Raw genomic sequence first — 25,061 nt, 5'->3', positions numbered from 1 at the left:
TCTAGGCCGGTACGGCCGGGCGCGCCCGTACGGCGATCAGCCCGCACACGGTCGCGAACAGCGAACAGGCACCGACGATCGGCCAGACCAGGGAGCCGAACTGGAGGAAGAGCCAGGTGCCGGCCATCGGGCCGAGGGCGGAGCCCAGGCCGAACATGAACTGGAAGCTGCCGATGTAGCGGGAGCGCAGCCGCTCCGGGCCGGCGTTCGCCGGGTAGGCGAACACCGCGGGGCCGCCGAGGATCTCTCCCAGGGACCACACGAGCGTGCCGATGACGACGGCGGCCGGGCCGATGGGCAGTCCGTAGCAGGCGACTCCGGCGCCGACGAGGGCGAAGCCCAGGCCGACCGTGATCTTCAGGGGCCAGTGCTGGGAGAGCCTGGTGACCAGCAGCTCGAAGGCGATGACGATGAAGCCGTTGAGCGCGACCGCGAAGGTGTACCAGAAGAGCGCCATCTGGGCGTCCTTCATGTACAGCGGCAGGGTGGACAGGTACTGCATGTAGACGGCGGAGTGGAAGAAGGCCGCGGCCAGGTAGAGCAGGTAGCGCCGGTCGCGCAGGACCGCGCCGTAGCCGCCGGTGCCGGTCTCCGCCGTGGCGGCGGCTTCCGGCTGCCGGGGAGCCTTGGCGGGCAGGGTGGCCCGGGCGACGAGCGCGTACACGAGGGCGATCACGGCCTCGCCCCAGAAGAGCAGGGTGTACGCCCGGCCGCCCGCGTGGTAGAGCGCGTAGCCGAGCAGCGGGGCGGCCGTGGCGCCGACGTTGAGGCCGAACCGGTACATCGCGAAGATCATGATCTGGCGGTCGCCGTCGGTCTGCTCGGCGAGCAGCGTCGCCGACGCCGGCCGGAACAGCTGTGCCCCGAGGCTGACCAGGGCGATCGCGCCGAGCAGCAGGGTGAAGTCGGGCAGGTACAGCAGGGCGGCCGTCAGGACCGCCGTGCTGCTCATGGAGAGCACGGTGGCTCCGCGGATCCCGAGCCGGTCGGCGAGGGTGCCGCCGACGAGGGAGCCGGCGACGGCGCCCGCCCCGTACACGCCGAGGGCGAGGACGGTGCGGCCCTTGGAATGTCCGGCGTCGGTCAGGAAGAGGACGAGGAAGACGTGCAGGAAGCCGCTGAGCCGGTTGACGAGTACGCCGGCCAGTACGGTCTTGACCGCCGGCGGGGCCTCCTTGAAAGTGGCCCAGACGGTGGCCCCTTGGCGGCGCGCCGCACCCGCCGTGCCCGCCGTGCCCGCGCCCGTGGCGGCCGGGGCTGCGGGCTCGGCCTCGGTTCCTGTCCCGGTCCGGGTCTCGGGTCCGGCTGCGGCCGGCCGGGTGTCAGCGCTCATCGCCGGCCGCCGGATCGGTGGTGACGGTGACCTTGGCCCGCACCCGCTGTTCCAGCGCGTCCAGTTCGGCCGGGCTCGGCGCGTCGATCAGGAAGGTCACCGCCCGGTCCTCGGAGCTGGCGAGCGGGCGCAGCGGGGCACCGGCCTCCTTCAGGACGAGGAGGGCGCGCAGGGCGCCCGGGTCCGCCGGGGCCCCGGGCTCGATCGGGGGCCACATCCCGCCGTCGCCCACCCAGGCCGGGGTTACGCCCGGCCAGTCGAGGGTGACGCCGGCGAGGCTGCCCGCCTCGTGTTCGAGGTAGACCTGGCGGGTCCAGCGGCGGGGCTCCGGGTAGGAGGCCCGCTCGCCCAGCGCGATGCGGATGATCTCCGGCTCCAGCGGCTGCCCGGTGGCCAGGTGGTAGAGGGCGACCAGTCCGTCGCCCGGGGTCCGGGCGGCGACCTCCATCAGGTAGGGGCGGCCGTCGGCGCCGGTGCGCCACTCGGCGTGCGCGATGCCGTCGCGGAAGCCGAGCGCGTCGAGCATCCGGCGGTTGGCGTCCAGCAGGACGGCGTCCGCCCCGGTGCGGGCGTTCGGCACCGAGTGGGCCAGCTCCACGAAGGTCTGGGCGCCGGACTCGGTGGTCTCCTTGCGGGTCACCGAGGTGAAGACCGGCTCGCCGTGCTGGACCAGGGTCTCGACGGAGTACTCCTGGCCGGTCACCTTCTGCTCGACCAGCAGGGTCTCGTGCTCCGGGTAGCCGAGGACGAGCTCGCGCAGCGCGGCCGCGTCGTCGACGGCGATCACGCCCGAACTGGAGTGCCGGGTGGCCGGCTTGACGACGACGGGGTAGGTGAGGGAGGCGAGGTCGGCGTCCTCCCGCGCGCCGGGCGGCACCACCAGGCAGGCCGGGCCGAACTCCTCCAGGTACCAGCGCTGGAGGTACTTGCTGCGGCAGACCCGGGTCGCGCGCAGGCCGGGACCGGGCAGGCCCAGTGCGTCGCACAGCAGGCCCGTCTGCTCCACGAGGGTCTCGCCGACCGCGTACGCACCGCGCACCGTGTACGCGCCGCGCCAGCCGCGGGCCCGGGCGACGAACCCGGGGGTGAAGGAGCCCTCCTGGTCGAGGGAGCCGTCCACGTAGGCGATGTCGTCGATCAGGGAGGCCGGGTGCTCGGGGTCCTTGCGGGCGCTCTCGGCGGCGTCGCGGTAGCTCTCGGGGGTGATGAGCAGGATCTTCAGGCCGCGGGCGGTGAGCTCCTCCAGGTAGCGGGGGTTCCGGCAGACGACCCAGAAGGCGCCGGTGAGGACGAAGGCGTCGGGCGGGGCGCCGGGGGAGGAAGCGGCTGCGAGCGAGGAGGGGTCTGCGAGCGGGTCGAGGGTCATGCCGGTGCTCCTGATGAGGTGGAGGAAGAGGGGCCGGGGCCTTCGGCGAACGCGCCGCGCAGGCCGTGGGCGCCGAGGAAGCCGAGCCAGCGGCCGGTCTCCTCGGGGGATTCGGCGGCCCGGCCCAGACCGGCGGGGAGTGCGCCGTCGAGGATGCGGGTGACGCCGTAGGCGAGCGGGAGGCAGACGCAGCGGGCCATCGCGGACTCCGCGGGGTCGCCGGTCAGGTCGAGCAGGTGGGAGCCGCGCCAGTGGGCGCCGCTCTCGGTGCGCAGTTCCAGGGCGACGGACAGCACCACGCGGTCGCGGTCGTCGGCGGTGGTGGGGTGGCGGGCGGCGAGTTCGGCGGCCAGTGCGCGGACGGCTCCGGCGTCCCCGGCGGAGACGGTCTCGAAGACCTCCTTCCAGGCGGTGCGCCAGCCCGCGTTGCGCAGGGTGCCGCGGACGAAGGTGTCCAGGCGCCAGTGGTCCGGTATGCCGTACTGGGCGACGAAGGGCAGGCTGTCGCGGTTGGGGTAGACCTCGAAGTCCTCCCCGGCGAGGGTCTGCGTACGGGTGGCCTCCCAGGGCCGGGCGGCCGTGAGTTCGGCGCCGCCGTCGATGTAGCGGGCCGGGGAGCCGAGGGCGGCCAGGACTCCGTACGGGGCCCAGCTGAAGCGGTAGCGGAAGGAGTTGGGGACCGCGGGGACGCCGCCGCAGTAGGAGGTGAACGCGGCCGTGGCGGGGACCTCGCCCAGGGCCCGGCGGGCCCGTGCGACCAGGTCGTGGGCCATGAGGTGGTCGATGCCCGGGTCCAGTCCGGCTTCGGTGAGGACGACGGTACGGGTCTTCGCGGCGGCCTCGCCGGCCAGCGCGGCCAGTTCCGGTGAGACGTAGCTGGTGCAGGCGAAGTGGGCCCGGCGGTCGATGGCGAGGCGCAGCAGCGGGGCGTGTTCGGCGGCGGGCAGCATGGAGACGAGGACGTCGCCGGCTGCCACTTCGGCGGCCAGGGCCTGCGGGGTGAGGGCGCGGACCTCGGCGCGGCCGGCCAGGCCGAGGGCGGCGAGCCGTTCGGCGGCGCGCTCGGCGGTGCGGTCCCACAGGACGACGCGGCGGGCGCGCTCACAGACGAGGCCGAGGCCGGAGCGGCCGGTGGACAGGCCGGTGCCTATCCAGTGGACGGTGCCGGAAGCGGGGGCGGGGGCGGACGGGTCAGCGGACAAGGGAGGCCTCCTGGGCCGTGGTGGTGACGCCGGCGGCGGCCGTGCGGAAGGTGTGCAGGGCGCGCGCCCAGACCGGATCGGTGTCCGTCAGGCGGGCGAGCTGGGGGGCCAGTTCGGCGGAGAAGGCGGTGCTGGCCTCGGCCGGGAGCAGGGAGGGGAGGTTGTCGATGGCGATCAGGTCCGCGGCGGGGGCGGCGGGACCGGCCTCGCGGAGCCGGCGGACCGGCTCCTCCCAGGTGGTGGTCTCCTCGTAGACCGGCAGGACGTTGCATGCGGAGGTGACGTCGCAGGTGACGTCCGAGACGACGGAGAGCCGGCGGCCGGGTGCGTCGAGGTCCTCGTGGGTGAGGAACGGCGGGACCGGGCGGACGGTGAGGACGGTGTTGACGAGGAGGTCGTGGCCGAGGAGGGCGGGGCGGTCGATCCGGCGGGTCTCGGCCACGTCCCAGCGGGTCGGGGTCAGACCCGCCGCCGTGAGGGCGTCGCAGGCGCCGCGGCCGCTGCGGCCGAGGGCGCCGACGACCAGCGCGGCGGTGTCGGCCGCGTCCCCGCCGGCGGCGGGGGCGAGCAGGGCGTCGAGGGCCGGGCGGCCGGTCGGCGCCAGCGGAGCGGTGAGCCGGCCGCGGCGGTGCAGGACGGCGAGGGCGGCGCCGACGTAGCCGGCCCAGTAGCCGAAGGCGGCGACGCGCCGGCCGGTGTCGTCGGTGAGGTACTCCATGTCGAGCAGGGCGCCGCCGCCCGCGGTGAACCGGGCGAGCAGTCCGGCGGCCCCGGACTGGCCCTTGTAGGCGTGGCCGAAGTAGATGTGCCGGTGGCGCAGGGCCGGGGCGTCCGGGCCGCCGGGGAGTTCCTTGAGACCGAGGACGTAGGCGTCGTCCGGAGCGGACTCCCAGCTTCCGGCGGGGGCGGTCGCACAGCCGGCGGCGGCGTAGTCGGCGGCCGGGAAGACCCGCCGGTCCGACTCCTCGACGGTGATCCGCGCGCCCTGGCGGACGAGCCGTCCGGCGTCCCCGGGGGTGAGGGGGGCGCGGCGTTCGGTCGGGCGGGACTCGTGTCGCATCCAGAGGTGCAGGGTGTCTGACATGAGGCGATTTGTCCTGTCTGGCGGCATGCGGGAGGGTGGCACCCGGCCCTCGTGCAATGGCGGGGTGTGTCGGCTGGGGAGGAGCGGAGCGGCTAGAGCAGCGGGATGCGGGCGTTGGCCAGCGGCCGGTAGGCGGGATCCGCGGGAAGGTCGGCCGGGGCCCAGCCTGCCGCGAGGAGCGTCATGAGGACGGCCGCGGCGAGGGCGGCCGCGAGGTTCTCCCCCGGACAGCGGTGGGCCGCGGCGCCGAAGGTGAAGACCGCCGGATTCACCCGGCCGGGGTCCAGGACCTGCGGATCCCGGTTGACGGCCGGGTCCCGGTTGGCCGCGGCGAGGACCACCAGCACCTGCTCGCCGGGCTCCACCTTCGCATCGCCGTACCGGTACGGTTCGGCGGCGAAGCGCCGGGTGTTCTGCACCGGGGCGTCGTACCGGACCACCTCGCGCACCAGCGCCCCGGCGGCCCGCGCGTCCCGCGGTACGGCGGCGGCCCCCCGGGCCAGCGCGACCAGGGTGTTGCCGAGCAGGCCCGCGGTGGCGTCGTAGGTCTGGGAGAGGAACCCGACCGCGTTGGAGACCAGCGGCGCCCGCTGCGTCCAGGAGGCCCCGTCGGCCGCCCGGACCAGCTCGGCCAGCAGGCCGGGGCCGGTGCCGCCCGCCTCGATCCCCGGCCGCAGCAGCTCCCGCAGCCGGGCGGCCGCCGACGCGGCGGCCTGCTGCTGCGCGGGCGTCGCGGAGGCGGGGATGCACTGGACGAAGTCGCCGATGGCCCGTGCCGCCTCCGCGTCCGCGCCGTCCGTCAGGCCGGACAGCGCCGCCACGACCCGCGCCGGGACCCCGAACATCAGCTCCTCGTACGGGATGCGGCCCCCGCCCGCGAGGGCCTCGCGGGTGAAAGCGGCGGCCAGCCGGCCGGCCCGCTCCGTGTCCGCGCGGCCCAGCGCCTGCGCCACCACCGCCTTCAGCCGGCGCTGCGGCTCCCCGTCGGTCATCCGGACCAGGTCCCCGAACACCTCCCCGGCCGCCGTCCCGGCGATCCCGGCCGGCACCGGCTCGGCCGGCGGCCGCACCCGCAGCGCACCGGAGCCGAGCACCGACCGCACCGCGGCCGCGTCCGCGGCCACCCAGGCACCGAGCGCCCCGTCGTGGGCGAACGGCCGCTCGGCGACCAGGCGCGCGTAGAAGGGGTAGGGGTCCGGCAGCCGTACTGCCTCGATCGGGGTGGTGGTCACTGCCGGCTCCTTGCTGGTCGTACGGGTGGAGAGGAACTCAGGCCGCGCGCGCGGCCCGGCGCATGTCGAGCGAGCCCGCTATCGCCATCCTCAGCGTCTCGGAGGTGCCCTCGTAGATGCGCAGCGAGCGGATCTGGCGGTACAGCCGCTCGGTGACGCCGCCCTGCACGATGCCCGCGGCACCGAGCAGTTGCACGGCGGCGTCGACGACGCCCTGCGCCGCCTCGGTCGCGTGCACCTTGGCGATGTTGGAGTGCCGGGCGAAGCGGCGGCTGCCCCGGTCGGTCTCCCAGGCGGCGCGGGCCACCAGCAGCGCGGCGGCGTTCAGCTGGACCTCCATGTCGGCCAGCGCGGCCTTCACCAGCTGGAGGTCGAAGAGCGTGGCCCCGTACGCCTCCCTGCCCCGGACGTGCGCCAGCGCGGTGTCGAAGGCGCGCCGGGCGAAGCCGAGGGCGGCCGCGCCGACCGTCGTACGGAACCGCTCCAGCAGGTCGACGGCGACCACGAACCCCTTGCCGGGCCGCCCGAGCACCGCGTCGGCGGGCAGCGGGCAGTCCTCGAAGTGCAGGTGGGCGAAGGAGCGCGGAGCGATCGCGTCGATGCGCTCGACCCGCAGCCCCGGGGTGCCGGCGGGCACCAGGAAGGCGGTCAGCCCCAGCGGCCCCGGGCCCTCCCCCGTACGGGCGATGACCACGAACACGTCGGCGATGGTCCCGTTGGCGATCCACGCCTTGCGGCCGTTCAGGCGGTACGAGCCGTCGTCGGTCCGGGTCGCCGCCAGCGCGACGGACGCCACGTCCGAGCCCGCCTCCTTCTCGGAGACCGCGAAGGCCCCGATCAGGCTGCCCCGCGCCATCCCCGGGAGCAGGCGCCGCTGCTGCGCCTCGGTGCCGTAGCGGACGACCGGGGTGGCGGCCAGCGCCTGGATGGAGAAGGCGAAGTCGGCGAGGTCCTCGGCGTAGGCGAGGGCTTCGCGCCGCAGGCACAGCGCCCGGTGGTCCTCACCGGGGGCGGACGGGCCCGCCTGCGGGTCGAGCGCGGCCAGCCAGCCCGCGTCGCCCAGCTCCCGTACGAGGCGCCGGCCGGCCGTGTCGGGGTCCAGGGCGCGGACCTCTTCCCACAGCACGGCGCGGCTGTCGCACCAGGCGCCGGCCGCCTCGGCGATCCGGCGGTGCGCGTCCTCGTAGAAGGGGAGTTCGAGGACCTCGGGGTCGAAACTCGTCGGCATTTCCACAGCGGGCTCCTCAGATGACCAGGTCGGCGGTGTCGTCGGCGGTGTCGTCCGCGACCGGCGCAATCGCGGCCGCCGCCGGGCCGGCCAGCCCGGCGCGGACCCGCTTGACCAGCCCGTGCTCGACGAAGTACGCGAAGGAGGCGTAACCGCGCCAGATCCGGCGCCATTCGCGCTGCACGGCCTCCTCGCCGGAGGCCCGCCGTACGTCGTCCAGGTAGGCGACGATGATCTCGGCCGACTGACGGGCGTGGCCCGCCGAGAAGTTGTCGATCGACAGGTGGGCCTCTTCGTAGGAGATGTCGAGGCCGTGCCGGCGCAGCTTCTGGATCTCGTGCAGCCGCATCGCGCCCAGGCCGAACATCTCGATGCCCAGGTTGTAGCCGAGGATCTCGTTGTAGAGGGTGTCGGGGAACAGCGACAGGCAGACCTGGTGGACGGAGAAGCCGTACAGGTGGTCCGGCAGGTCGCCCTGGTCCAGGAAGGCCTCCTGCCGGATGTGCGGCAGGTCCATGTCCATGCTGGCCAGCACCTTGTGGATGATCGTGATGTGGTTCTTCGCGACGTCGCCGCGGCCCATCTCGTCGGCGTAGATGGAGAACAGCATGTCGTCGCTCTGCCGGTGGCGGCGGCCGAGGTTGCCGATCCGGTGGGCCCAGGTGCCGTCGATGAGGCTGCCGAGCGCGTACGTGGACTGCTCGAAGATCACCTCGTCGCGGTCGGGTATCTCGGTGAGCGGCTGGTACGGGTCGACGAGCTTGTCCCAGTAGATCCGCTCGACCCGTTCCATCAGGGCCTTCGGCGTGTAGTCGAAGTACTCCGCGTCGGTCAGCAGGCCGCCGGCCCCGTGCGTGAAGAGCAGCTCGGCGTCGGCCAGGCCCGCCTCGGCGCGGGCGCGGGCGGTGGGCAGGATGCTGGGGAAGTGTTCGAAGTTGACGACGCGGTGGAACAGCTGCCGGTCGTCGAGGTCCGGGTCGGGCTCGCGCAGCAGCAGGTCGCCGGGGTCGACGCCGGCGAGCCGTCCGGCCCAGGCGCGGGCCGGCTCGTCGCCCGCGGTGGCCGGGCTCAGCGGTTCCCCGGGGCCCTCGCCGTCGGCGACGGACTGCGCCCAGGCGGCGAAGACGGCCGCCTCGCGCTCGTCGAAGATGCCGAACATCGGGCCGCCGAACTTGATGGACTTCAGGAAGCGGCAGGGTCCGCCGTCGCGGGCGGGCTGCACCTGGCGCGAGGTCCGGAACTCCCGTACGAAGGCGGCCGGGTCGAGGTTCTCGTCGTCGAGCCAGTCGGTGAGCCTCTGCTTGCCCAGGCGGACGGAGCGGTGCTGGCGTCCGGCGTGCGGGGCGTGCCGGGCGACGATCCGGGCGACCTTCGCGTCCAGGGACAGCCCGCCCTCCCATGCGGCGAGTTCGGCGAGCGCGGCGGTGTGCTCGCGTTCCAGGCGGACGAGGAGCCGTACGGCCGCCAGTGCGCGGCGGCGGTCCTCGGCCCCGGTCGGGGACTGTTCGGTGAAGGCGAGGTACTCGGCCAGCAGGGGCCGTACGTCGCTCTCGTCGAGCATCGGCGCGCTGCCGAGCAGCAGTTCGTCGACGCCGAGGGCGTGGGCGGCGTAGTGGATGCCGACGACCTCGGGCAGGAACGCGGCGGGCAGCCGGGAGAGCGCGAGGTGGAAGGCTCCGTGCAGGGCGGTGAGCGGGCGGGCGCCGGCCGCGTCGAGGAATCCGGCGGCTTCGACCTCGGGGAGGAAGACGCCCTGTTCGGCGAGGGCGCGGCGGCGGCGGGCGAGCTGGCCGCGCCCGCCGGTGCCCTCGCCCCGCAGCAGCCAGTGGTGGCCGAAGAGGCGGCCGACGATCTCGGCGGGCTGGGTGGCGGCCTGGGAGACGGTGTCGAGCCAGCAGCCCCCGATCAGGGCGAGGGGGGCGCGCTGGCGCAGGACCGCGTCGCGGATCCCGGGCTCCTCGGCCCCGCGCAGCGGGGCGAGCACGGCGGCGAGTTCGGCACGGGCGGCCAGGACGTACGCGGCGGTCCCGTCGGCGTCGGCGAACGGGGGCTCGGTGTCGTCGGCGTCGGGTGCGAGGAAGGCGGCGAGCACCCGGCGGGCGGCGAGCAGGGCGCTCTCGCCCTCCTGGTCGTCGAGCAGCCGGCGGAAGAGCGTCCCGGGCTCGGAGGCGGCGATCCGCGCGGCCTCGGCGGCGGCGGCCGGGCTGGCCTCGAAGGGAGCGCGGGGCAGCGAGGTGGTCAGGTCGGGCAGCGGGAAGGCGGCCGCCGGGACGGAGCGCGCGCTGTCCAGGGTCGGTGCGGTCATCTCAGTTCTCCCCCTCGGTGGTGGTGGCGGGCGATGCGCCGGCGGCCCTGCGCAGCAGGACGCCGACGCGGACGCCCGGGACGCTGGAGGCGAGCAGGTAGTACCCGTACGGCACGACCCCGCCGGCCGCGGCCCGGTCCACGAGGTTGATCAGCGGGTCGGCGGCGAAGCAGTGGCCGAAGCGCGGGATGTTGTCCAGGTAGAGCTGCTCCCGGGTGAAGCCCGCCTGGCGTTCCTTGAGGACGACGACGGGCTTGTAGAGGTTGGGGTGCAGGACGCCGTGGATGTCTCCGAGCTTCATCCCGGCGGCGTCGAGGATCTGTTCGTTGACGGTGCGCGCGAGGTCGGAGCTGATCTCGTTCGACCAGTCGAGGGAGGCGGGGTCCTGCGCGGTGGCGCCGGCGACGAGTTCGTAGGCGTCGGTGCCGAGCGGCTCGTCGGCGACCAGGCAGGAGGCGGCGCCGTCGCTGAAGAGGGCGAAGCTCTCCATGCGGACGGCCTCGTCGCTGACCCGGTCGGTGGTGACGACCAGCACCCGGCGGTGCATGCCGGCGGCGACGAGCGCCTGTGCGGTGCGGATGCCGAGCAGGAGGTTGGTGCAGCGGCCCAGGGTGAGGCCGGTGACGGCGGTGGCCCGGCCGAGCCCGGTGCCGGACAGCACGCGCTCCACGAAGGTGCCGTGGGTGCGGGGGCCGCCGGGGAAGCGGGTCGAGCACAGGATGAGCGCGTCGACGGAGGCGGGGTCGATGCCCGCGGCGCCGACGGTGGCCCGGGCGCTCTCCACGGCCAGCGTCTCCAGGCTCTTGGCGGTGCGCCGGATGGTGCCCCAGCCCCACAGCGCGGCCTTGGGCGGCATCCCGAGCTGCCGGGCGCGTTCCTGGAGTCCGGCGATGGAGGTGTGGTCGGCCTCCGTCTCGCCCAGTGCGTAGCGCGGCGCGGACAGGTGCACGGGTAAGGGGGAAGGCTGAAGGCTCACGGTGCCGGTTCGCTCTCTCGGTCGGCGGAACGGGAAGGGGCCAGGAGCGCGTTGGCCTCGGCGTACGGGAGGGCGTCCGCCCCGAAGCCGAAGGTGCCGAGTTCGCTGATCTCGCGGGCGGCCCGGGTGAGGGCGCCGAGCGCTGCGCGGGACAGGGCCGAGCCGGTGCTGATCCGGCGTACGCCGAGTGCTCCGAGGTCGGCGACGGACAGCTTCAGGGCGCCGCCCATCAGGACGTTGACGGGCCGGGTGACCGCGTCGCAGACGGCGCGGACCGCGTCGGCGTCGGGCAGGGCCGGGGCGTAGAGGACGTCGGCGCCGGCCTGTTCGTAGGCCTGGAGGCGGCGGATGGTGTCGTCGAGATCGGGCCGGCCCAGGAAGAAGTTCTCGGCGCGGGCGGTGACGGTGAAGGGGAAGTCCAGCTGCCGGGCGGCCCCGACGGCGGCGGCCACCCGTTCGACGGCTTCGTCCAGCGGCCGTACGGGGTCGCCGGCGCGGCCGGTGGAGTCCTCGACGGAGCCGCCGACCAGGCCTGCCGCGGCGGCGAGCCGGATGGTCTCGGCGACGTCCTGGGGCTTGTCGCCGAAGCCGCTCTCCAGGTCGGCCGTGACCGGCAGGCCGGTGGCTTCCACGATCGAGCGGGCGTTGTCGAGGATCTCGGCGCGGGTGACGCTCCCGTCGGGGCGGCCGAGAGCGTGGGCGAGGCCGGCTCCCGTGGTGGCGAGGGCGGCGAAGCCGAAGCCGGCCAGGAGCGTTGCGCTTCCCGCGTCCCAGGGGTTGGGGACGACGAAGGGGCGGGGACCGGTGTGCAGGTCCCGGAAGGCGACCGCCCTGCGGTGCTGGGCGTCGGCTGTGGTGCGGTTCATGGGTTCCTCGCTGGTGTGAGCTGCTGGGCGCCTGCCGGCGGGTCAGATCAGCTCAACGTACTCATCTGCGGAGCGGGTTGTTCCGGCTGCCGCACGGGCGAGCGGGCGCAGCACGCCGGTGACGGCGTGCGGCCTGCCCTCGAAGTAGAAGTGGCCGCCGTCGGCCCAGTGGCGGACCGGCTCACCGGGACACTCGCGGGCCCAGGGGGCGAGCGAGGCGGTGGTCACGTGCGGGTCGTCGATGCCGTTGATCAGCGTGACGGGGACGCCGAGCCGGGCGGCGGGGCGGTAGGTGTAGCCGGCGACCATCCGGAAGTCGGCCTTGAGGTGGGGCAGCAGCAGCTCCTGCATCACCTCGTCCTCGATGACCTCGGGGGGCAGTCCGCCGAAGAAGCCGACGGCCTCGGTGAAGGCGCGGCCCTCCAGGCGGGCGGCCTCGACGACGCGGGGGGTCGGCAGCAGGGAGGGGGCCGAACAGCCGGAGACGACCAGGTCGGTGAAGCCGCTGACGCCGTCGAGCCGCCGGGCGACCTCGAAGGCGAGGGCGGCGCCGAAGCTGTGGCCGAAGAGGAGGAAGGGCCGGTCGGCGGAGGCGGCGACGGCGTCCGCCGCGGCGTCGGCCAGCTCGGCGACGGAGCCCGCGACGGGTTCGCGGAAGCGGTGACCGCGGCCGGGGGGACAGACCGCGAGGATCCGCGCGTCCCGGCCCATGGCCCCCTGCCAGTCCAGGAAGCTGCGGGGGTTTCCGCCGGCGTGCGGGAAGCAGTAGACGTCGGCGGCGGGGGCGGAGCCCGCGGTCTCGGAGGTCTGGGAGGTCAGGAACCAGGGGGAGGCAGCCACGGGAGATCAGCCATTCTCGTGCCGGTCGGCCGGCGACGGGAGGAACGGGAGGGAGGTGAGGGAACGGGGAGGTGCGAGAGGGGCCGGAAGAGCCTGCGGGGGAGGGAGCGGGAGGGGAGGGGGCGGGGCGTTCCGGCACGGGTGCGCGGTGGCGAGCGGTGGAGCCGTGGGACGAGGGACCCGGTCGGGGGGCGTGGGACGAAGGCCCGGGCGGGTCAGTTCCAGCCGACGTCGCCGGACGCCGTACCCGGGGTCCCGCTGTTCCAGCCCACGTCACCGGTCGGGGTCGGTGTGGTGCTGTTCCAGCCGACGTCGCCCGCCGGGGTGGGGGTGGTGCTGTTCCAGCCGACGTCGCCGGCCAGCACGCGGGACTTCTCGCTGTTCCAGCCGACGTCGCCGGAGCCCAGGTGGCTGCCGGTCCCTCCCGGGAGGCCGCCGGCGACACCCGCCACCGAAGCGCCCAGCGCGAGGGCGACGGCAGCTGCCGCGAGGACCACGCGTCCGCGGATTACCGAAATCTGGCCTGCCTCGCGAGTCACCATCTGGTTCTCCCCCATTTTCCTCGGTCCCCTCGTGTCGTTTCCCTTTGACCACCAAAGATCGGAATCAAAGATTCCGCTTCATGGCGATAAAGATCCACCGGGCGTGTCCCCGGCCTTCGTTCCTTCGGTGAGTCCAAATCTCCCCTGCCGACTCAAGGCGAGGTAGACCTACGATGGCTCCGGTTTCCGCACTGCGGGAACCCACGGGGTCTCAATGGGCGCAAACAGCTACACAACGGACAGACAGGGGAGGGAAGTGGACGTAGTCAAATACGTCGAAACCGCACAGAGCGGAGTAGATGACGCACTGTCCGCGGCCTCGGGGGCGGAGCCGCAGGCGTTTTTGCAGGAACTCGCAGCGCACCTGGGCCGGCTCGCCCAGGAGGCGGCGCAGCAGGCCGTGCTGGCCACCCCGGCCGCCGCGCTCGAACCCGGCGGGGACGGGGCGACAGCAGGCCCGGGCGTGCACTATCTGCATGGCCTGGCCCGCATTTCGACCGCTATCGACGAGGCGCTGGCAGCGGTCCGGCGGGACATCCTCACGGCCCAGCCCGACGGGGCCCGGCCGAGCGCGGTCCTCAAGGAAGCCCTGGAATCCGTACGCCGGCACATCGCGGCGGGGATCGAAATGCGGACGCTGTATCAGCACACCACGCGTTTCGACGAGGCGACCAAGGAATACGTCCGGGCGGTTACCGAATACGGCGCCCAGGTGCGCACGCTGGAAGAATTCTTCGACCGGCTCATCATTGTGGACGACATCGCGTTCATTTCCGCGAACGAGGACCGCACCACCGCGATCTCCATTACCGAGCCCACCATCGTGCGCTTTCTCCGCGACACCTTCGACAAGGCCTGGGACCGGGCGAAACCCTTCCCGTTCGTGCCGCTGCACGCGGCGAAGGCCGCCGACGACGTGATGCCCGCGATCCGCGAGTCCATCTGCAGACTGCTCGTGGAGGGCTACTCCGACAAGGCCATCGCCCGCCGGACCGGCATCAGCGAGCGCTCCCTCCAGGCCCATATCGCGGCCATCAAACAGGATCTGGGAGCGCTCAACCGATTGCAGCTCGGCTATCTGCTCGGCCGCAACGAAGCCACGTACGTGCTCTGAGGGACCCGGACACGGCGGAGGGCGACCGCGGATCCCGCGGTCGCCCTCCGCCGTGTCCGCCGGCCGCGGTCAGTCCGCGGCGCGCACCGGCCGGTCCCCGTGCTCCGGGCGGACCGGGGCGGCGGGCCGGCGGCCGGGCCTGCGCGACACGGCCACGCCGGCCAGGCAGATGGCGCCGCCCAGCAGGGTCATCCAGCCGGGGATCTCGTCGAGGACGATCCAGGCGATGAGCACCACGGCCGCGGGGACCGCGTAGGTGGTCGCGCCCATCTTCCCGGCGGTGGTCCGGGAGAGCGCGTACGTCCAGGTCGTGAAGGCCAGGGCGGTGGGGAACAGGCCCAGGTACACCATGTTGAGGGTCGCGGTCAGGGGCGCCTCGGGCAGCTGGGTCAGCAGCTGCCCGGCGAAGGGCAGGGTGACGGCGGTGCCGACGAAGCAGCCGTACGTGGTCACCTGGATCGGGCTCGCGTACTTCAGGGCGGGCTTCTGCGAGACCACCCCGGCCCCATAGGCGAGGGCGGCGACCAGGCACAGGAGCACACCGGTCAGCGAGGAGGAGCCGCCGCTCGAGGTGGACACGCCCACCACGGCGGCGCCCGCGAAGGAGACGGCCATCCCCGCCAGCAGCATCGGCGGGAAGCCCTCCTTCAGCAGCCAGCCGCTGAGCAGGGCGATCACGATCGGGCCGATGTTCACGACCATCGCCGCCGTACCGGCGTCCACGCCCTGTTCGCCCCAGTTCAGCGCCACCATGTAGAGCCCGAACCACAGCACCCCGGAGGCCAGGATGCCGGGCCAGGCCTGGCGCGGAGGCAGTGGCACCCGCCTGATCAGCAGGACGCAGCCCAGGGCCAGCGAAGCCGCCAGCAGCCGCCCCAGGGCCAGTGCGCCGGGCCCGAAGTGCTCGGCCGACGCACGGATGGAGACGAAGGCGGAGGCCCACAGGACGACCGTGACGGAAGCCGCTGCGAGGGCACGATGATCGGTTCTGGGATCGCCAGCCGTTTGGTCCATACGGGCAAACTACTCACGCCTCCGACCCCTGCCTAGATCGTCTTCGGCAGGGTGCGAAACGGCCAGGACCGCCGGGGGCGGCGGGGGTCAGCCACCGGATTCCCCGGCCAGGAGGAGCTTCTTCTGCGGCTTGCCCATGGCGTTGCGGGGCACCGCGGTGACGAAGCGGACCTCGCGGGGGCGTTTGTGGACCGAGAGGCGGACGGCGACGAAGTCGGTGAGTTCGGCGGCGGTGACGCCCTCGGCGACGACGAACGCCACGATCCGCTGGCCGAGGTCGGTGTCGGGGACGCCGACCACCGCGGCCTCGGTGACCTTGGGGTGGTCCAGGAGGGCGTTCTCGACCTCGCCCGCGCCGATCCGGTAGCCCCCCGACTTGATGAGGTCGATGGAGGCGCGCCCCACGATGCGGTGGACGCCGTCGGTCTCGTCGACGGCCGCGATGTCGCCCGTACGGAACCAGCCGTCCTCGGTGTACGCGGCGGCGGTGGCCTCCGGCCGGCCCAGGTATCCGGAGAACAAGGTGGGCCCGGTCAGCTGGAGTTCGCCGATCTCGGCGCCGGGTTCGGCGGCGATGCGGGTGCGGATGCCGGGGAGCGGGGTGCCGACCGTACCCGGGCGGACCTCGGCGCCGGCCCGGCCGCTGACGGTGATCAGGGTCTCTGTCATGCCGTACCGCTCGACCGGGCGGTGGCCGGTGAGCCGTTCCAGGTCGCGGAAGACGGGGGCCGGCAGCGCCGCGCTGCCGGAGACCAGCAGGCGGGCGCCCGCGAGCGCGGCGGCGTCCCGCGGGGCGCCGGCGATGCGGGACCAGACGGTGGGCACGCCGAAGTAGAGGCTGCCCGCTGCCTCGGCGTAGGCCTCGGGGGTGGGGCGGCCGGTGTGGACCAGACGGCTGCCGGTGCGCAGGGCGCCGAGGACCCCGAGGACGAGCCCGTGGACGTGGAAGAGGGGCAGGCCGTGCACGAGGGTGTCCTCGGCGCTCCACTGCCAGGCCTCGGCGAGGGCGTCCAGGTCGGCGGCGAGGGCCTCGGCGGTCAGAACCACGCCCTTGGGGGCGCCGGTGGTGCCCGAGGTGTACAGGATGAGCGCGGGATCACCGGGCGCGGCGGCGGGTCCGGTCCAGCCGGAGCGGCGGGCGAAGTCCACGTCGAGGGTGCGGGCGCCCGAGTCGCGCAGGATGTGCTCCCGTTCGGCGCTCCCCGCGTCCGGCGGCAGCGGTACGAGGGGCACCCCGGCCAGGAGCGCGCCGACGGCGGCGGCGACGGTCTCCAGGGTGGCGGTCGCGGTCACCGCGAAGGCGGGCGCCCCGGCCACGTCGGCGGCCACGGCCCGGGCCGCGCCGAGCAGTTCCTCGTACGAGGAAGACCGGCCCGCGACGGTGACGGCGTCCTTCCGGTCCCCGTACAGCCCGTCCAGTGCACTCAGCACGCGGCACCTCCCTCTCCGTGGTGGGAGCCCAGGCTACGTCTCCCGCCACCCCCCGACCCGCGAGCGGGCCCGCGTCCAGGGACGCGGGCCCGGCTCGGAACCATGTGAGGTGTGCCACATCGATGGGCCCCTGCTGCGAACAGGAGACCCGGAGATACCGTCCGGACCACGGGAGCGGATCTGCCCATCACGATCCGCCCTCGCCGGGCTCGCCCGCACGTCTGCCGGACGCCCCCGGACGGCACCGGACACGTCCGGACCCCGCACGCGGACGCCCCGCCGGAACCCGTGGCAGAGGGGGGCGTTCCCGCCGCGGCACGACGGGAGCACCGGACGTCCTGCGGACACCGCCGGACACCCGCCGGACGGCTCCGGCCGCCCTGTCGCAGGGCCGGACCTTCCCGGTCCCGGCGCCCGGGGGGCCGGGCCGAGCCGGTCTCCGCATCAGCTGCCGCCCGGTCCACTCCGGTGTTCGCTGACGTCTGTTGTGCTGCCCCTGACGGATGGTCATGCTGATGCCCGGGCCTGCGAAGCCCTGTGCGCGCCACCTGTCCGGACCATCACGCGAAACAAGAGGAGCGGCCTCATGCTGTGGCTCTACGTACCGGGAAGCGGCTGGGTCCTCCAGCCCGCTGCGCCGGCTCTTCCCGGGTGTGTGATCACCCCTCGCGTCCCCCGCGGATTCGGCTTCACCCGCGTCGCCCGGTGGACCGCGGTCGTCGCCACCGCCCTCGGTCTGGCCTGGCTCTGGGAGGCGGGCCACGCGACCGAAGTGGCCGGCGCCGTCCTCGCCGCCGTCCTGGGGGAGGTCCTGTCCGAACCGGCCAGGCGGGGGTTCGGTTCCCTGCGCGGCGCGCTCCCCCGCGGCCTGCGCGGCGGTGAGGTCTGATGGCCGACACGAAGCTGAGTGCTGCGCTGAGAGAGCTCCGTCAGAGGGAAGGCATCTCGGTTCCGGAGCTTTCCAGGCGGAGCAACCTGTCCGAGATGACGGTCCAGGGCATCGAATCCGGTCGTCGGCTCCCCTCGTGGCCGCACGTCAAGAGCCTCCTGGAGGCCCTGGCCGCCGGCCCCGAGGACGTCAAGCGGATCCGCCGACTGCACCAGGCTGCCCTGGACGACCGCGACGCGGCTCCGGCGCCGTTCGTGGTCAACGGCGGCAACGTCACCATCCACGCCTCCGGCAGCCCGGGCACCGGCGGAAGCGATCCGGTACCGCAGTTCGGCAGACCCGACCCGCTGCGGGTGTCCACCCCCGCCGACTTCGTCGAGGCGCTCAACGCGGTGCACATCTGGGCCGGGAAGGTCTCGCTGCGCAAGCTGGAAACGGCCAGCGGCGGCGTGCTGCGGCGCAGCACCATCAGCGACATGCTGAACAGCCCGAAGGTTCCGGACCTCGACCGGTGCACGGCCTTCCTGCGCCTGTGCGGGATCAGGAACCTCGACGACTGGGTGTTCACGTGGCGGCGCCTGAAGGCTCTGGAACGCCCCCGGGCCGCCGTCTGGCTCCCGGGGGCCACCGTTCCGTAGGCGCGGCTAGATGACGCCCTGGGCGAGCATGGCGTCGGCGACCCGCTCGAAGCCGGCGATGTTGGCGCCGGTGACGTAGTCGCCCGGGGCGCCGTAGCGTTCGGCGGTCTCGTACGAGACGGCGTGGATGGAGCGCATGATGGCGGTCAGCTCCTCCTCGACGCGCTCCGCGGACCAGGCCGTACGGGCGGCGTTCTGGCTCATCTCCAGGGCGCTGACCGCGACTCCGCCCGCGTTGGCCGCCTTGCCGGGGCCGAAGGCGACGCCCGCCTCCTGGAGGACGCGGACCGCTTCGGGCGTGGTGGGCATGTTGGCGCCTTCGGAGACCGCCTTGACGCCGTTCTGGACCAGGGTCCGGGCGTCGGTCGCGTCGAGCTCGTTCTGGGTGGCCGAGGGGAAGGCGATGTCGGCGGGAACCTCCCAGACGCGGCCGCCGCGGACGAAGCGGGCGGAGGCGCCGCGGCGCTGCACGTACTCGGACACCCGGCCGCGCTCGACCTCCTTGATCTGCCGCAGGAGCGCGAGGTCGATGCCCTTGTCGTCGACGACGTAGCCCTCGGAGTCCGAGGCCGTCAGCGGGTTCGCCCCGAGCTGCTGGAGCTTCTCGATGGTGTGCAGGGCGACGTTGCCGGAGCCGGAGACGACGGCGCTGAGACCGTCCAGGGCGCCGCCGCGGGCGGCGAGCATCTCGACGGCGAAGAGGACGCTGCCGTAGCCGGTGGCCTGGGGGCGCACGGCGGAGCCGCCCCAGCCGTGGCCCTTGCCGGTGAGGACGCCGGCCTCCCAGCGGTTGGTGATGCGCCGGTACTGGCCGAAGAGGTAACCGATCTCGCGGCCTCCGACGCCGATGTCGCCGGCCGGGACGTCGGTGTGTTCGCCGATGTGCCGGTGGAGTTCGGTCATGAAGGACTGGCAGAACCGCATGACCTCGGAGTCCGAGCGGCCCCGCGGGTCGAAGTCGCTGCCGCCCTTGCCGCCGCCGATGCCGAGGCCGGTCAGCGCGTTCTTGAAGATCTGCTCGAAGCCGAGGAACTTCACCACGCCGATGTTCACGGACGGGTGGAAGCGCAGGCCGCCCTTGTACGGGCCGAGCGCGCTGTTGAACTCGATGCGGTAGCCGCGGTTCACGTGGATCCGGCCGTGGTCGTCCTGCCACGGGACACGGAAGATGATCTGGCGTTCCGGCTCCACGAGCCGCTCCACGAGCCCGGCCTCGGCGTACTCGGGCCGTGCGGCGAACACGGGGGCCAGGGTCTCCAGCACCTCCCGTACCGCCTGATGGAATTCGGGCTGGGCGGGGTTGCGGCGCTCGATGTCGGCGCGCAGGGCGTCGAGCCCGTCCTTCGGGGCCGTCTGGTCCTTCACGGTCTGCTCCTCCTGGGTGGGTTCCGGTACGGTTCCCGGCTGCCCAGGCGGAGGCTACCGTCCCGGGCGGCCCGGTCCCAGAAGATCTTGTGACCCGTACGTCAGGTCCGCCGGGCCCGTCAGGCCCGTTCCCTCAGCACCCTGGACGCCTATGATCGGAGGTCAGACGACCACCAGGGGGGAACCGGCGTGGAAACGGCACGGCTCGCGTCACTCGTCGCCGCGACGATCACCATGGGTTTGATGAGCGGTCTCTTCTACGGATTCTCCGTCTCCGTCATGCCCGGTCTCGAGAGGAGCGGCGACCGCACCGTCATCGAGGCGATGCAGCGGATCAACGTGGCCATCCTCAACGGCTGGTTCATGCTCGGCTACATCGGCGCCCTCCTGTTCACGGGGCTGGCGCTGGCCCTGCACATCCCCTCCGGCGGGGGCGGTGCGCTCTGGCCGCTGATCGGCGCGTTCGTCTCCTACGTCGCGGCGATGGCCTTGACCGCCCGGGTGAACATCCCGCTGAACAACGCCCTGGAGAAGGCCGGGCCGGTGGACCGCATCGCCGATCCGGGCGCCGTACGCCGCGCGTTCGAGGTCCCGTGGGTACGGGCCAACGTGTGGCGCGCGGTGCTGTGCACGGCTGCCGTGGGCTTCCTCGCCTGGGCGCTGGTCCTGCACGGCCGGAGCCGGTAGACGCCCTCGGCCGCGGGTCGAGCGCCCGGTTAGGGTGCGTGCATGAGCAGCTCGTCACCGCGCCTGGTACCGGTCACCGCAGAGAACTTCGACGCCGTGTGCGCGGTGCGGGTGCACCCCCGTCAGGAACGCCTCGTCTCCCCCGTGGTGAAGTCGCTGGCCGAGGCGTACGTCCACGGCGGGGTGGCCTGGCCGCGGGCGATCGTCGACGGCGACGAGGTCGTGGGCTTCGTGATGGCCTTCCTCGACATCGTCTGGAACCCGGCCGGGGACCCCTCGGACGTCCGCTCCGGCATCTGGCGGCTGAACATCGCCGCGGACCGGCAGGGCAAGGGCTACGGGCGCTTCGCCGTCGGGGCCGTCACCGAAGAGCTGCGGCGGCGGGGCGCGGAGCGGGCCCACGTCACGTGGGAGCCGGGCGAGGACGGCCCCGAGCCGTTCTACCTCGGGCTGGGTTTCCGCCTCACGGGTGAGTCCAGCGGCGGCCAGACGGTCGGCGTACTGGACCTGGACCGGAACCCGGACCCGGCCTGAGCCGGCGTGAACGCGGTCCGGTCCGGTCCGGACCGCGTTCACGCCGGCTCGGGGGCCGGGAGGACGACCGTACGCGGCGGACTGCACGGCGCGGGCGCCGTGGTGGCGGCCGGGGCGGTGCGGAACTGGCTGGGGCTGACGCCCCGCACCCGCTTGAAGGCGGTGGAGAGGGCGAACGCGTTGCTGTATCCCACGCGGCGGGCCACCGTCGCGACGGTGGCGTCCGGTTCGCGCAGCAGGTCGGCGGCGAGGGCCAGCCGCCACCCCGTCAGGTACGCGACCGGCGGCTCGCCCACGATCCCGGTGAAGCGCCGGGCCAGCGAGGCGCGGGACACCCCGACCTTCAGGGCCAGTTCCTCCACCGTCCAGCCGTGCGCCGGGTCCCCGTGCAGCAGGCGCAGCGCCGGCCCCACCACCGGGTCGGCCTGCGCCCGGTACCAGGCGGGGGCGCCGCTGCCCGGCGCGGCCAGCCAGGTGCGCAGCACCCCGATCAGCAGCAGGTCCAGCAGCCGGTCGAGGACGATCTCCTGACCGGGCTCGTCCTTGCCGATCTCCTCCGACAGCAGCCGGACCAGGGTGGTGTCGGAGGAGTCCGGGCGGCGGCGCACCAGGATCGAGGGAAGCACGCCGAGCAGCCGCCGGCCGATCTCGCTCGGCGCCTGGTAGGTGCCGCTCAGCATCACGGCGGAGTTCTCGTCCTGGAACGCGGCGCCCCAGGTGCGCACGCCCAGGTCCATGGAGCCCGTGATGTCCGCACCGTCCAGCGTGCTGCACCGCTGTTCGGAGTCGATGGTGATCTGCACGGGCGTGTCCGGGCGGTCCGCGACCGTGTACGGCTCGGGGCCCCGTACGACGGCCACGTCCCCGGGGCCGATCAGGACGGGCGCGCCGTCGTCGGGCACGAGCCAGGCCGAGCCGCGCACCAGCGTCACCAGCGACAGCGGGGCCCCGTCCTCCACCCGCAGGGACCACGGGGGGTTGAAGACGGACTTGAGCAGGAAGGCGCCCCGGGCCTGGGGGCCTTCGAGGAGGCCGGTCAGCGTGTCCATGCGTCCATCCTCCCCGGCCGTCGCGGTGCTGTGGGCGGCAGGCGGTTCAGACGTTCCAGACGCCGGTCGCCGCCGTCTTGCGGGCGAAGTCGGCGAAGTCCCGGGGCCTGCGGCCCAGGACCTCTTCGACGGCGTCGGTCAGCTGCGCGTTGCGTCCGTCGAGGATCAGGGTGAACAGATCGGCGAACTCCTCCGGCAGGCCGTGCTCGCGCAGCACCGCACGGTAGGCCTCGCCCGTGACGGGGACGTACGTGATCTCGCGCCCGGTCGCCTTGGACAGTTCGGCGGCGACGTCGTGGAAGCTGAGCAGGCGCGGGCCGGTCAGCTCGTACGTCCGCCCGATGTGCCGGTCGTCGGTCAGCGCGGCCACCACCACGTCGGCGATGTCCCCGGCGTCCACGAAGGGTTCGACGGCGTCCGCGGTCGGCAGGGTGATCTCGCCGGCCAGGACCGGGTCCAGGAAGAAACCCTGGTCGAAGTTCTGGTGGAACCATGCGGCGCGGACGACGGTCCACTCGGCACCGGAGGCCTTCAGGCCCTCCTCGGCACGCTGCGCCGCCTCCTCGCCCCGGCCGGAGAGCAGGACCAGGCGGCGCGCTCCTGCGGCCACGGCCGCCCGGGAGAACGCGCCGACCTGCTCGGCGGCGCCGGGGAAGGCGAGGTCGGGGTAGTAGGTGACGTACACCCGGTCGACGCCTTCCAGAGCCGGCTCCCAGGTGGCGGGCACATTCCAGTCGAACGGCGGCTCGCCGGTACGGGATCCGACCCTGACCGGGTGGCCCAGGGCGGTGAGCGCCCCGGCGACACGGGCACCGGTCTTGCCGGTGCCGCCGATGACGAGGGTGGTGGCCGCGGAACCTTCGGCCGGTGCGCCCTGGGTGTTCCGTGTGCCCTGCGGGTTCTGCGGGTTGGGCTCGCTCTGCGCGTTCTGTGTCATGGCTCCAGTGAAATCCACTACTGAGAGACGGAACATAGCCACGAAGCTCAGTCACATACGCGTACGTCTCAGGGGTGGCCGTTCACTTCCCGCTGTCCTCGGCGAGGGTGTGGGCGACGAGGGCGTTGGCGTGGCCGTGCCCCAGTCCGTGCTCCGTCTTCAGCCAGGCGACGAGCTCCATGTGCCGGGTCAGCGGCGAGGACCGGATGAGGCCCTGCCAGTGGGTGACCGGGAAGCCGTACTTCTTCTCGATCGAGGGGAAGTAGGAGGCCGGTCCCTTGGGCGCTGTGGTCATGTCTGCGGCGTTCCCGTCTGTTCGCGTGGCGTCTGCTGTCACAAGTAGGACCGCGGAACTCCCCGGAACTCATCGCCCGCGCCCGGAAGGATTCCGACGACTTTTTCCGGGCCCCGGACCTCGGCGGTTGCAGCAGGTCAGTCCCTGTGCACCTGGGTGTTCTGGCAGGCGGTCAGCAGCCAGCGACCGTCCTCCTGGCGGGTCATCACGTACAGCGGGACCCCCTCGCTGTCGGTCTCCCCCGCCTCCGAACGGTAGAGCTGCCGGACCTTGACCGCCGCCACGTCGGGGCGCAGGAACTGGGTGTGGACCACCTCGTAGGTGACCTCGCCGTCCCAGGCCGCGGTGGGCAGGACGGCGCGGGTGAATTCGGCGATCGCGTCGAAGCCGATGAGGACCTTGCCGTGCGCGGTGGTCCACAGGGCTTCGGGGTGGAAGAGGGCGAGGAAGCCCTCGGCGTCCTTGGCCCGCTGGGTGCGTTCGACGGTGGCGACGACCTGGGCGATGGCCTCGGTGGCCTCCGCCCGGTCCTTCGCTGCGGCCCGCCCGGCGGCGGTTTCGGTGTCCATGGCGACGATCTTCACCCCTCAACCACGGTCGAGGTCAAGCAATGTGATCACATGTCGGTATGACGAGGACGCTCTACCTGTTCTGCTCCGCTGCCCCGCCCGTGTTCGACGTGGCCCACGTGATCGAGGACGCCCGGGCCCGGGGCTGGGACGTATGCCTGGGCCTGACGCCGATGGCGGCCCACTGGCTCGCCGGCAGCCTCGACGGGCTGGCGGCGCTGACCGGCCACGTGGTGCGCTGGCAGTACAAACTGCCCGGGGAGCCCGATGTGTGGCCCGCGGCCGACGCGCTGCTCTTCGCCCCGGCCACCTTCAACTCCCTCAACGCCTGGGCGCTCGGTCTCACCGACCGGTTCGCGGTCGGGGTCGCCGCCGAGGCGCTCGGCAAGGGCACCCCGGTGGTGACCGTTCCCTGCCTGAACTCGGCGCTCGCCGCGCACCCGCAGTTCGACCAGTCCCTGGCCGTCCTGCGCGGGGCCGGGGTGACCGTGCTGCACGGCGAGGGCGGCTTCGTCCCCGGCCCGGCCGGCCCCGACGCACCCGACCACTTCCCGTGGCAGGCCGCGCTGGACGCCCTGGACCGGGGCCGGACCGCCTTGGCGTAGGCCCTGGAGGGAGCGGGCACCGTTGGCGGCGTCAACGGTGCCCGCTCCCGACCGTTGACGGCGTTAACGGCGTTAACGGTCGGGGGGACCTGCCGGAAAACAACAGCACAGACCGCCCCAGAACCCTCTCAACTGCCCCCACCTCCAGCAAAAAAGTACTTGTCGACTGGTTTTCTTTGGCGCCGTCCCACTAGATTGCTTCTCCAGCGAGCCCCAGCGGACGTCACCGTGCCCCGCTCGCCGACCACACAGGAGACAGGTACGTGGCGAGGGTCAGGCAGGAACGGGCCGAGATCACCCGGCAGGCGATCCTCGAAGGGGCAGCCGTCGCTTTCGACGCCTCCGGCTTCGACGGCACCAGCCTGAGCGACGTGGTCCGGCACGCCGGAGTCACCAAGGGCGCCCTGTACTTCCACTTCCAGTCCAAGGAAGGCCTCGCCCGCACCCTGATGGACGAGCAGTTCCGGGTCGCCGAGGGCCCCGCCGTCGAGGACCCGGGCCTCCAGTCCGTCATCGACCTCTCCCACCAGATGGCGTACGGGCTGCGCACCGACGTCCGCGTACGCGCCGGGATACGGCTGGTCATCGAGTTCGGCTCCTTCACCCACCCGGACCCGACCCCGTACAACACGTGGATCGACACCTGCCTCGGCTTCCTGACTCCGGCGCAGGAGCGCGGCGACGTCCTGCCGTCGATCGACGTGGACGACCTCGCGACGCTCCTGGTCGGCTCGTTCACCGGGATCCAGGTCACCTCGCACGTGCGGACCGGCCGGGAGGACCTGCACACCCGGATCGTCGACCTGTGGAACTGCCTCCTCCCGGGAATCGTCCCCGCCGACCGCATCTCGCACTTCGACCCGGCCGGCTCGCCCGGCTGCCGGGCCGAGCTCGGTCTGCCGGCCGCGCACTCCCCCGGAGTCGCGGTCGGCTGACGCCGCCTCCAGGGCGGCCTCGGTC

General features: G+C 73.5%; 25 protein-coding genes. 7 read left to right on the top strand and 18 right to left on the bottom strand.

Annotation, left to right across the window (positions count from 1 at the left end; all coding sequences use genetic code 11):
- Position 1: 1 nt before the first annotated feature.
- The 11 genes from ACFWUZ_RS28980 to ACFWUZ_RS28930 all read right to left on the bottom strand — a co-directional run bounded on the left by ACFWUZ_RS28980 (position 2) and on the right by ACFWUZ_RS28930 (position 12,974).
- Positions 2-1,333, bottom strand: coding sequence for an MFS transporter (locus ACFWUZ_RS28980; protein WP_384379165.1), 1,332 nt, complete (start codon positions 1,331-1,333; stop codon positions 2-4).
- A complete protein-coding gene (locus ACFWUZ_RS28975) occupies positions 1,323-2,699 on the bottom strand; it encodes an acetyl-CoA carboxylase biotin carboxylase subunit family protein (protein WP_384379162.1) in 1,377 nt (458 codons plus the stop codon). Before ACFWUZ_RS28975 ends, ACFWUZ_RS28980 begins: the two co-directional genes overlap by 11 nt.
- Positions 2,696-3,901 carry a saccharopine dehydrogenase C-terminal domain-containing protein gene (locus ACFWUZ_RS28970; protein ID WP_384379159.1) on the bottom strand — a complete coding sequence of 402 codons (1,206 nt, stop codon included), beginning with the start codon at positions 3,899-3,901 and terminating at the stop codon, positions 2,696-2,698. Before ACFWUZ_RS28970 ends, ACFWUZ_RS28975 begins: the two co-directional genes overlap by 4 nt.
- Positions 3,891-4,985, bottom strand: a complete 1,095-nt coding sequence (locus tag ACFWUZ_RS28965) for a saccharopine dehydrogenase (RefSeq protein ID WP_384379156.1) — start codon at positions 4,983-4,985, stop codon at positions 3,891-3,893. Before ACFWUZ_RS28965 ends, ACFWUZ_RS28970 begins: the two co-directional genes overlap by 11 nt.
- Positions 4,986-5,077: 92 nt before the next feature.
- Positions 5,078-6,217 (bottom strand): cytochrome P450, encoded by a 1,140-nt coding sequence (locus ACFWUZ_RS28960; RefSeq protein WP_384379153.1) that lies wholly within the window; start codon positions 6,215-6,217, stop codon positions 5,078-5,080.
- A 37-nt stretch (positions 6,218-6,254) separates the two neighbouring features.
- Positions 6,255-7,445: an acyl-CoA dehydrogenase family protein gene (locus ACFWUZ_RS28955; RefSeq protein ID WP_384379150.1), complete on the bottom strand. Its 1,191-nt coding sequence runs from the start codon at positions 7,443-7,445 to the stop codon at positions 6,255-6,257.
- 16 nt (positions 7,446-7,461) lie between these two features.
- Positions 7,462-9,750 (bottom strand): iron-containing redox enzyme family protein, encoded by a 2,289-nt coding sequence (locus ACFWUZ_RS28950; RefSeq protein WP_384379147.1) that lies wholly within the window; start codon positions 9,748-9,750, stop codon positions 7,462-7,464.
- Between the two features lies 1 nt (position 9,751).
- Positions 9,752-10,726 carry a 3-oxoacyl-ACP synthase gene (locus ACFWUZ_RS28945; protein ID WP_384379144.1) on the bottom strand — a complete coding sequence of 325 codons (975 nt, stop codon included), beginning with the start codon at positions 10,724-10,726 and terminating at the stop codon, positions 9,752-9,754.
- Positions 10,723-11,592 carry an oxaloacetate decarboxylase gene (locus ACFWUZ_RS28940; protein ID WP_384379141.1) on the bottom strand — a complete coding sequence of 290 codons (870 nt, stop codon included), beginning with the start codon at positions 11,590-11,592 and terminating at the stop codon, positions 10,723-10,725. The genes ACFWUZ_RS28945 and ACFWUZ_RS28940 overlap by 4 nt, the downstream gene beginning before the upstream one ends.
- A gap of 42 nt (positions 11,593-11,634) precedes the next feature.
- Positions 11,635-12,432: a thioesterase II family protein gene (locus tag ACFWUZ_RS28935; protein WP_384379138.1), complete on the bottom strand. Its 798-nt coding sequence runs from the start codon at positions 12,430-12,432 to the stop codon at positions 11,635-11,637.
- A 215-nt stretch (positions 12,433-12,647) separates the two neighbouring features.
- Positions 12,648-12,974, bottom strand: coding sequence for a hypothetical protein (locus ACFWUZ_RS28930; RefSeq protein ID WP_384379135.1), 327 nt, complete (start codon positions 12,972-12,974; stop codon positions 12,648-12,650).
- Positions 12,975-13,230: 256 nt separating this feature from the next.
- Between ACFWUZ_RS28930 and ACFWUZ_RS28925 the strand changes: the two genes are divergently transcribed.
- On the top strand, positions 13,231-14,088 hold the full coding sequence (locus ACFWUZ_RS28925) for a LuxR C-terminal-related transcriptional regulator (protein WP_384379132.1): 858 nt from the start codon (positions 13,231-13,233) through the stop codon (positions 14,086-14,088).
- Positions 14,089-14,157: 69 nt separating this feature from the next.
- Here the strand turns inward: ACFWUZ_RS28925 and ACFWUZ_RS28920 are convergent, their stop codons facing one another.
- Entirely contained in the window at positions 14,158-15,102 is a 945-nt protein-coding gene (locus ACFWUZ_RS28920; protein ID WP_384379129.1) for a DMT family transporter, read from the bottom strand.
- 87 nt (positions 15,103-15,189) lie between these two features.
- Positions 15,190-16,533, bottom strand: coding sequence for an AMP-binding protein (locus ACFWUZ_RS28915; RefSeq protein WP_384379126.1), 1,344 nt, complete (start codon positions 16,531-16,533; stop codon positions 15,190-15,192).
- Positions 16,534-17,119: 586 nt separating this feature from the next.
- On the opposite strand from ACFWUZ_RS28915, the gene ACFWUZ_RS28910 reads away from it, so the two are divergent.
- Entirely contained in the window at positions 17,120-17,422 is a 303-nt protein-coding gene (locus ACFWUZ_RS28910) for a hypothetical protein (RefSeq protein WP_384379123.1), read from the top strand.
- Positions 17,422-18,060 carry a helix-turn-helix domain-containing protein gene (locus tag ACFWUZ_RS28905; protein WP_384379120.1) on the top strand — a complete coding sequence of 213 codons (639 nt, stop codon included), beginning with the start codon at positions 17,422-17,424 and terminating at the stop codon, positions 18,058-18,060. The genes ACFWUZ_RS28910 and ACFWUZ_RS28905 overlap by 1 nt, the downstream gene beginning before the upstream one ends.
- 6 nt (positions 18,061-18,066) lie before the next feature.
- On the opposite strand, the gene gdhA is transcribed toward ACFWUZ_RS28905, so the two are convergent.
- Positions 18,067-19,425, bottom strand: coding sequence for an NADP-specific glutamate dehydrogenase (gdhA, locus tag ACFWUZ_RS28900; protein WP_384379117.1), 1,359 nt, complete (start codon positions 19,423-19,425; stop codon positions 18,067-18,069).
- Positions 19,426-19,668: 243 nt separating this feature from the next.
- Here gdhA and ACFWUZ_RS28895 point away from each other — a divergent pair, with 243 nt between their 5' ends.
- Together ACFWUZ_RS28895 and ACFWUZ_RS28890 are read left to right on the top strand one after the other, a co-directional pair.
- Entirely contained in the window at positions 19,669-20,112 is a 444-nt protein-coding gene (locus ACFWUZ_RS28895) for a DUF1772 domain-containing protein (protein WP_384379114.1), read from the top strand.
- 42 nt (positions 20,113-20,154) lie between these two features.
- Entirely contained in the window at positions 20,155-20,646 is a 492-nt protein-coding gene (locus tag ACFWUZ_RS28890) for a GNAT family N-acetyltransferase (protein ID WP_384379111.1), read from the top strand.
- Positions 20,647-20,684: 38 nt separating this feature from the next.
- Here the strand turns inward: ACFWUZ_RS28890 and ACFWUZ_RS28885 are convergent, their stop codons facing one another.
- From ACFWUZ_RS28885 to ACFWUZ_RS28870, 4 genes are all read right to left on the bottom strand, one after another.
- Entirely contained in the window at positions 20,685-21,695 is a 1,011-nt protein-coding gene (locus ACFWUZ_RS28885; protein WP_384379108.1) for an AraC family transcriptional regulator, read from the bottom strand.
- A 46-nt stretch (positions 21,696-21,741) separates the two neighbouring features.
- Entirely contained in the window at positions 21,742-22,632 is an 891-nt protein-coding gene (locus ACFWUZ_RS28880) for an NmrA family NAD(P)-binding protein (protein WP_384379106.1), read from the bottom strand.
- Between the two features lie 82 nt (positions 22,633-22,714).
- Entirely contained in the window at positions 22,715-22,927 is a 213-nt protein-coding gene (locus tag ACFWUZ_RS28875; RefSeq protein WP_384379103.1) for a DUF4287 domain-containing protein, read from the bottom strand.
- 137 nt (positions 22,928-23,064) lie between these two features.
- Complete coding sequence (locus ACFWUZ_RS28870) at positions 23,065-23,496, bottom strand: SgcJ/EcaC family oxidoreductase (RefSeq protein ID WP_384379100.1); 432 nt, start codon at positions 23,494-23,496, stop codon at positions 23,065-23,067.
- Positions 23,497-23,555: 59 nt separating this feature from the next.
- Here ACFWUZ_RS28870 and ACFWUZ_RS28865 point away from each other — a divergent pair, with 59 nt between their 5' ends.
- A complete protein-coding gene (locus ACFWUZ_RS28865; protein ID WP_384379097.1) occupies positions 23,556-24,101 on the top strand; it encodes a flavoprotein in 546 nt (181 codons plus the stop codon).
- Positions 24,102-24,364: 263 nt separating this feature from the next.
- Positions 24,365-25,036 (top strand): ScbR family autoregulator-binding transcription factor, encoded by a 672-nt coding sequence (locus ACFWUZ_RS28860; protein WP_384379094.1) that lies wholly within the window; start codon positions 24,365-24,367, stop codon positions 25,034-25,036.
- Positions 25,037-25,061 lie beyond the last annotated feature (25 nt).

Source organism: Streptomyces sp. NPDC058646 (genome assembly GCF_042716875.1).
GTDB lineage: Bacteria > Actinomycetota > Actinomycetes > Streptomycetales > Streptomycetaceae > Streptomyces.
Note: the sequence above shows the minus strand (reverse complement) of the source record. Positions and strands in the feature narration are given on the sequence as shown.

Bases quoted from the DNA above. Each gene is read 5' to 3' on its own strand.
- ACFWUZ_RS28885 (WP_384379108.1), bottom strand. From the start codon at position 21,695: ATGGACACGCTGACCGGCCTCCTCGAAGGCCCCCAGGCCCGGGGCGCC.
- ACFWUZ_RS28950 (WP_384379147.1), bottom strand. From the start codon at position 9,750: ATGACCGCACCGACCCTGGACAGCGCGCGCTCCGTCCCGGCGGCCGCC.
- ACFWUZ_RS28865 (WP_384379097.1), top strand. From the start codon at position 23,556: ATGACGAGGACGCTCTACCTGTTCTGCTCCGCTGCCCCGCCCGTGTTC.
- ACFWUZ_RS28890 (WP_384379111.1), top strand. From the start codon at position 20,155: ATGAGCAGCTCGTCACCGCGCCTGGTACCGGTCACCGCAGAGAACTTC.
- ACFWUZ_RS28905 (WP_384379120.1), top strand. From the start codon at position 17,422: ATGGCCGACACGAAGCTGAGTGCTGCGCTGAGAGAGCTCCGTCAGAGG.
- ACFWUZ_RS28895 (WP_384379114.1), top strand. From the start codon at position 19,669: ATGAGCGGTCTCTTCTACGGATTCTCCGTCTCCGTCATGCCCGGTCTC.
- ACFWUZ_RS28955 (WP_384379150.1), bottom strand. From the start codon at position 7,445: ATGCCGACGAGTTTCGACCCCGAGGTCCTCGAACTCCCCTTCTACGAG.
- ACFWUZ_RS28880 (WP_384379106.1), bottom strand. From the start codon at position 22,632: ATGACACAGAACGCGCAGAGCGAGCCCAACCCGCAGAACCCGCAGGGC.
- ACFWUZ_RS28975 (WP_384379162.1), bottom strand. From the start codon at position 2,699: ATGACCCTCGACCCGCTCGCAGACCCCTCCTCGCTCGCAGCCGCTTCC.
- ACFWUZ_RS28930 (WP_384379135.1), bottom strand. From the start codon at position 12,974: ATGGTGACTCGCGAGGCAGGCCAGATTTCGGTAATCCGCGGACGCGTG.
- ACFWUZ_RS28940 (WP_384379141.1), bottom strand. From the start codon at position 11,592: ATGAACCGCACCACAGCCGACGCCCAGCACCGCAGGGCGGTCGCCTTC.
- ACFWUZ_RS28980 (WP_384379165.1), bottom strand. From the start codon at position 1,333: ATGAGCGCTGACACCCGGCCGGCCGCAGCCGGACCCGAGACCCGGACC.
- ACFWUZ_RS28965 (WP_384379156.1), bottom strand. From the start codon at position 4,985: ATGTCAGACACCCTGCACCTCTGGATGCGACACGAGTCCCGCCCGACC.
- ACFWUZ_RS28920 (WP_384379129.1), bottom strand. From the start codon at position 15,102: ATGGACCAAACGGCTGGCGATCCCAGAACCGATCATCGTGCCCTCGCA.
- ACFWUZ_RS28875 (WP_384379103.1), bottom strand. From the start codon at position 22,927: ATGACCACAGCGCCCAAGGGACCGGCCTCCTACTTCCCCTCGATCGAG.
- ACFWUZ_RS28910 (WP_384379123.1), top strand. From the start codon at position 17,120: ATGCTGTGGCTCTACGTACCGGGAAGCGGCTGGGTCCTCCAGCCCGCT.
- ACFWUZ_RS28870 (WP_384379100.1), bottom strand. From the start codon at position 23,496: ATGGACACCGAAACCGCCGCCGGGCGGGCCGCAGCGAAGGACCGGGCG.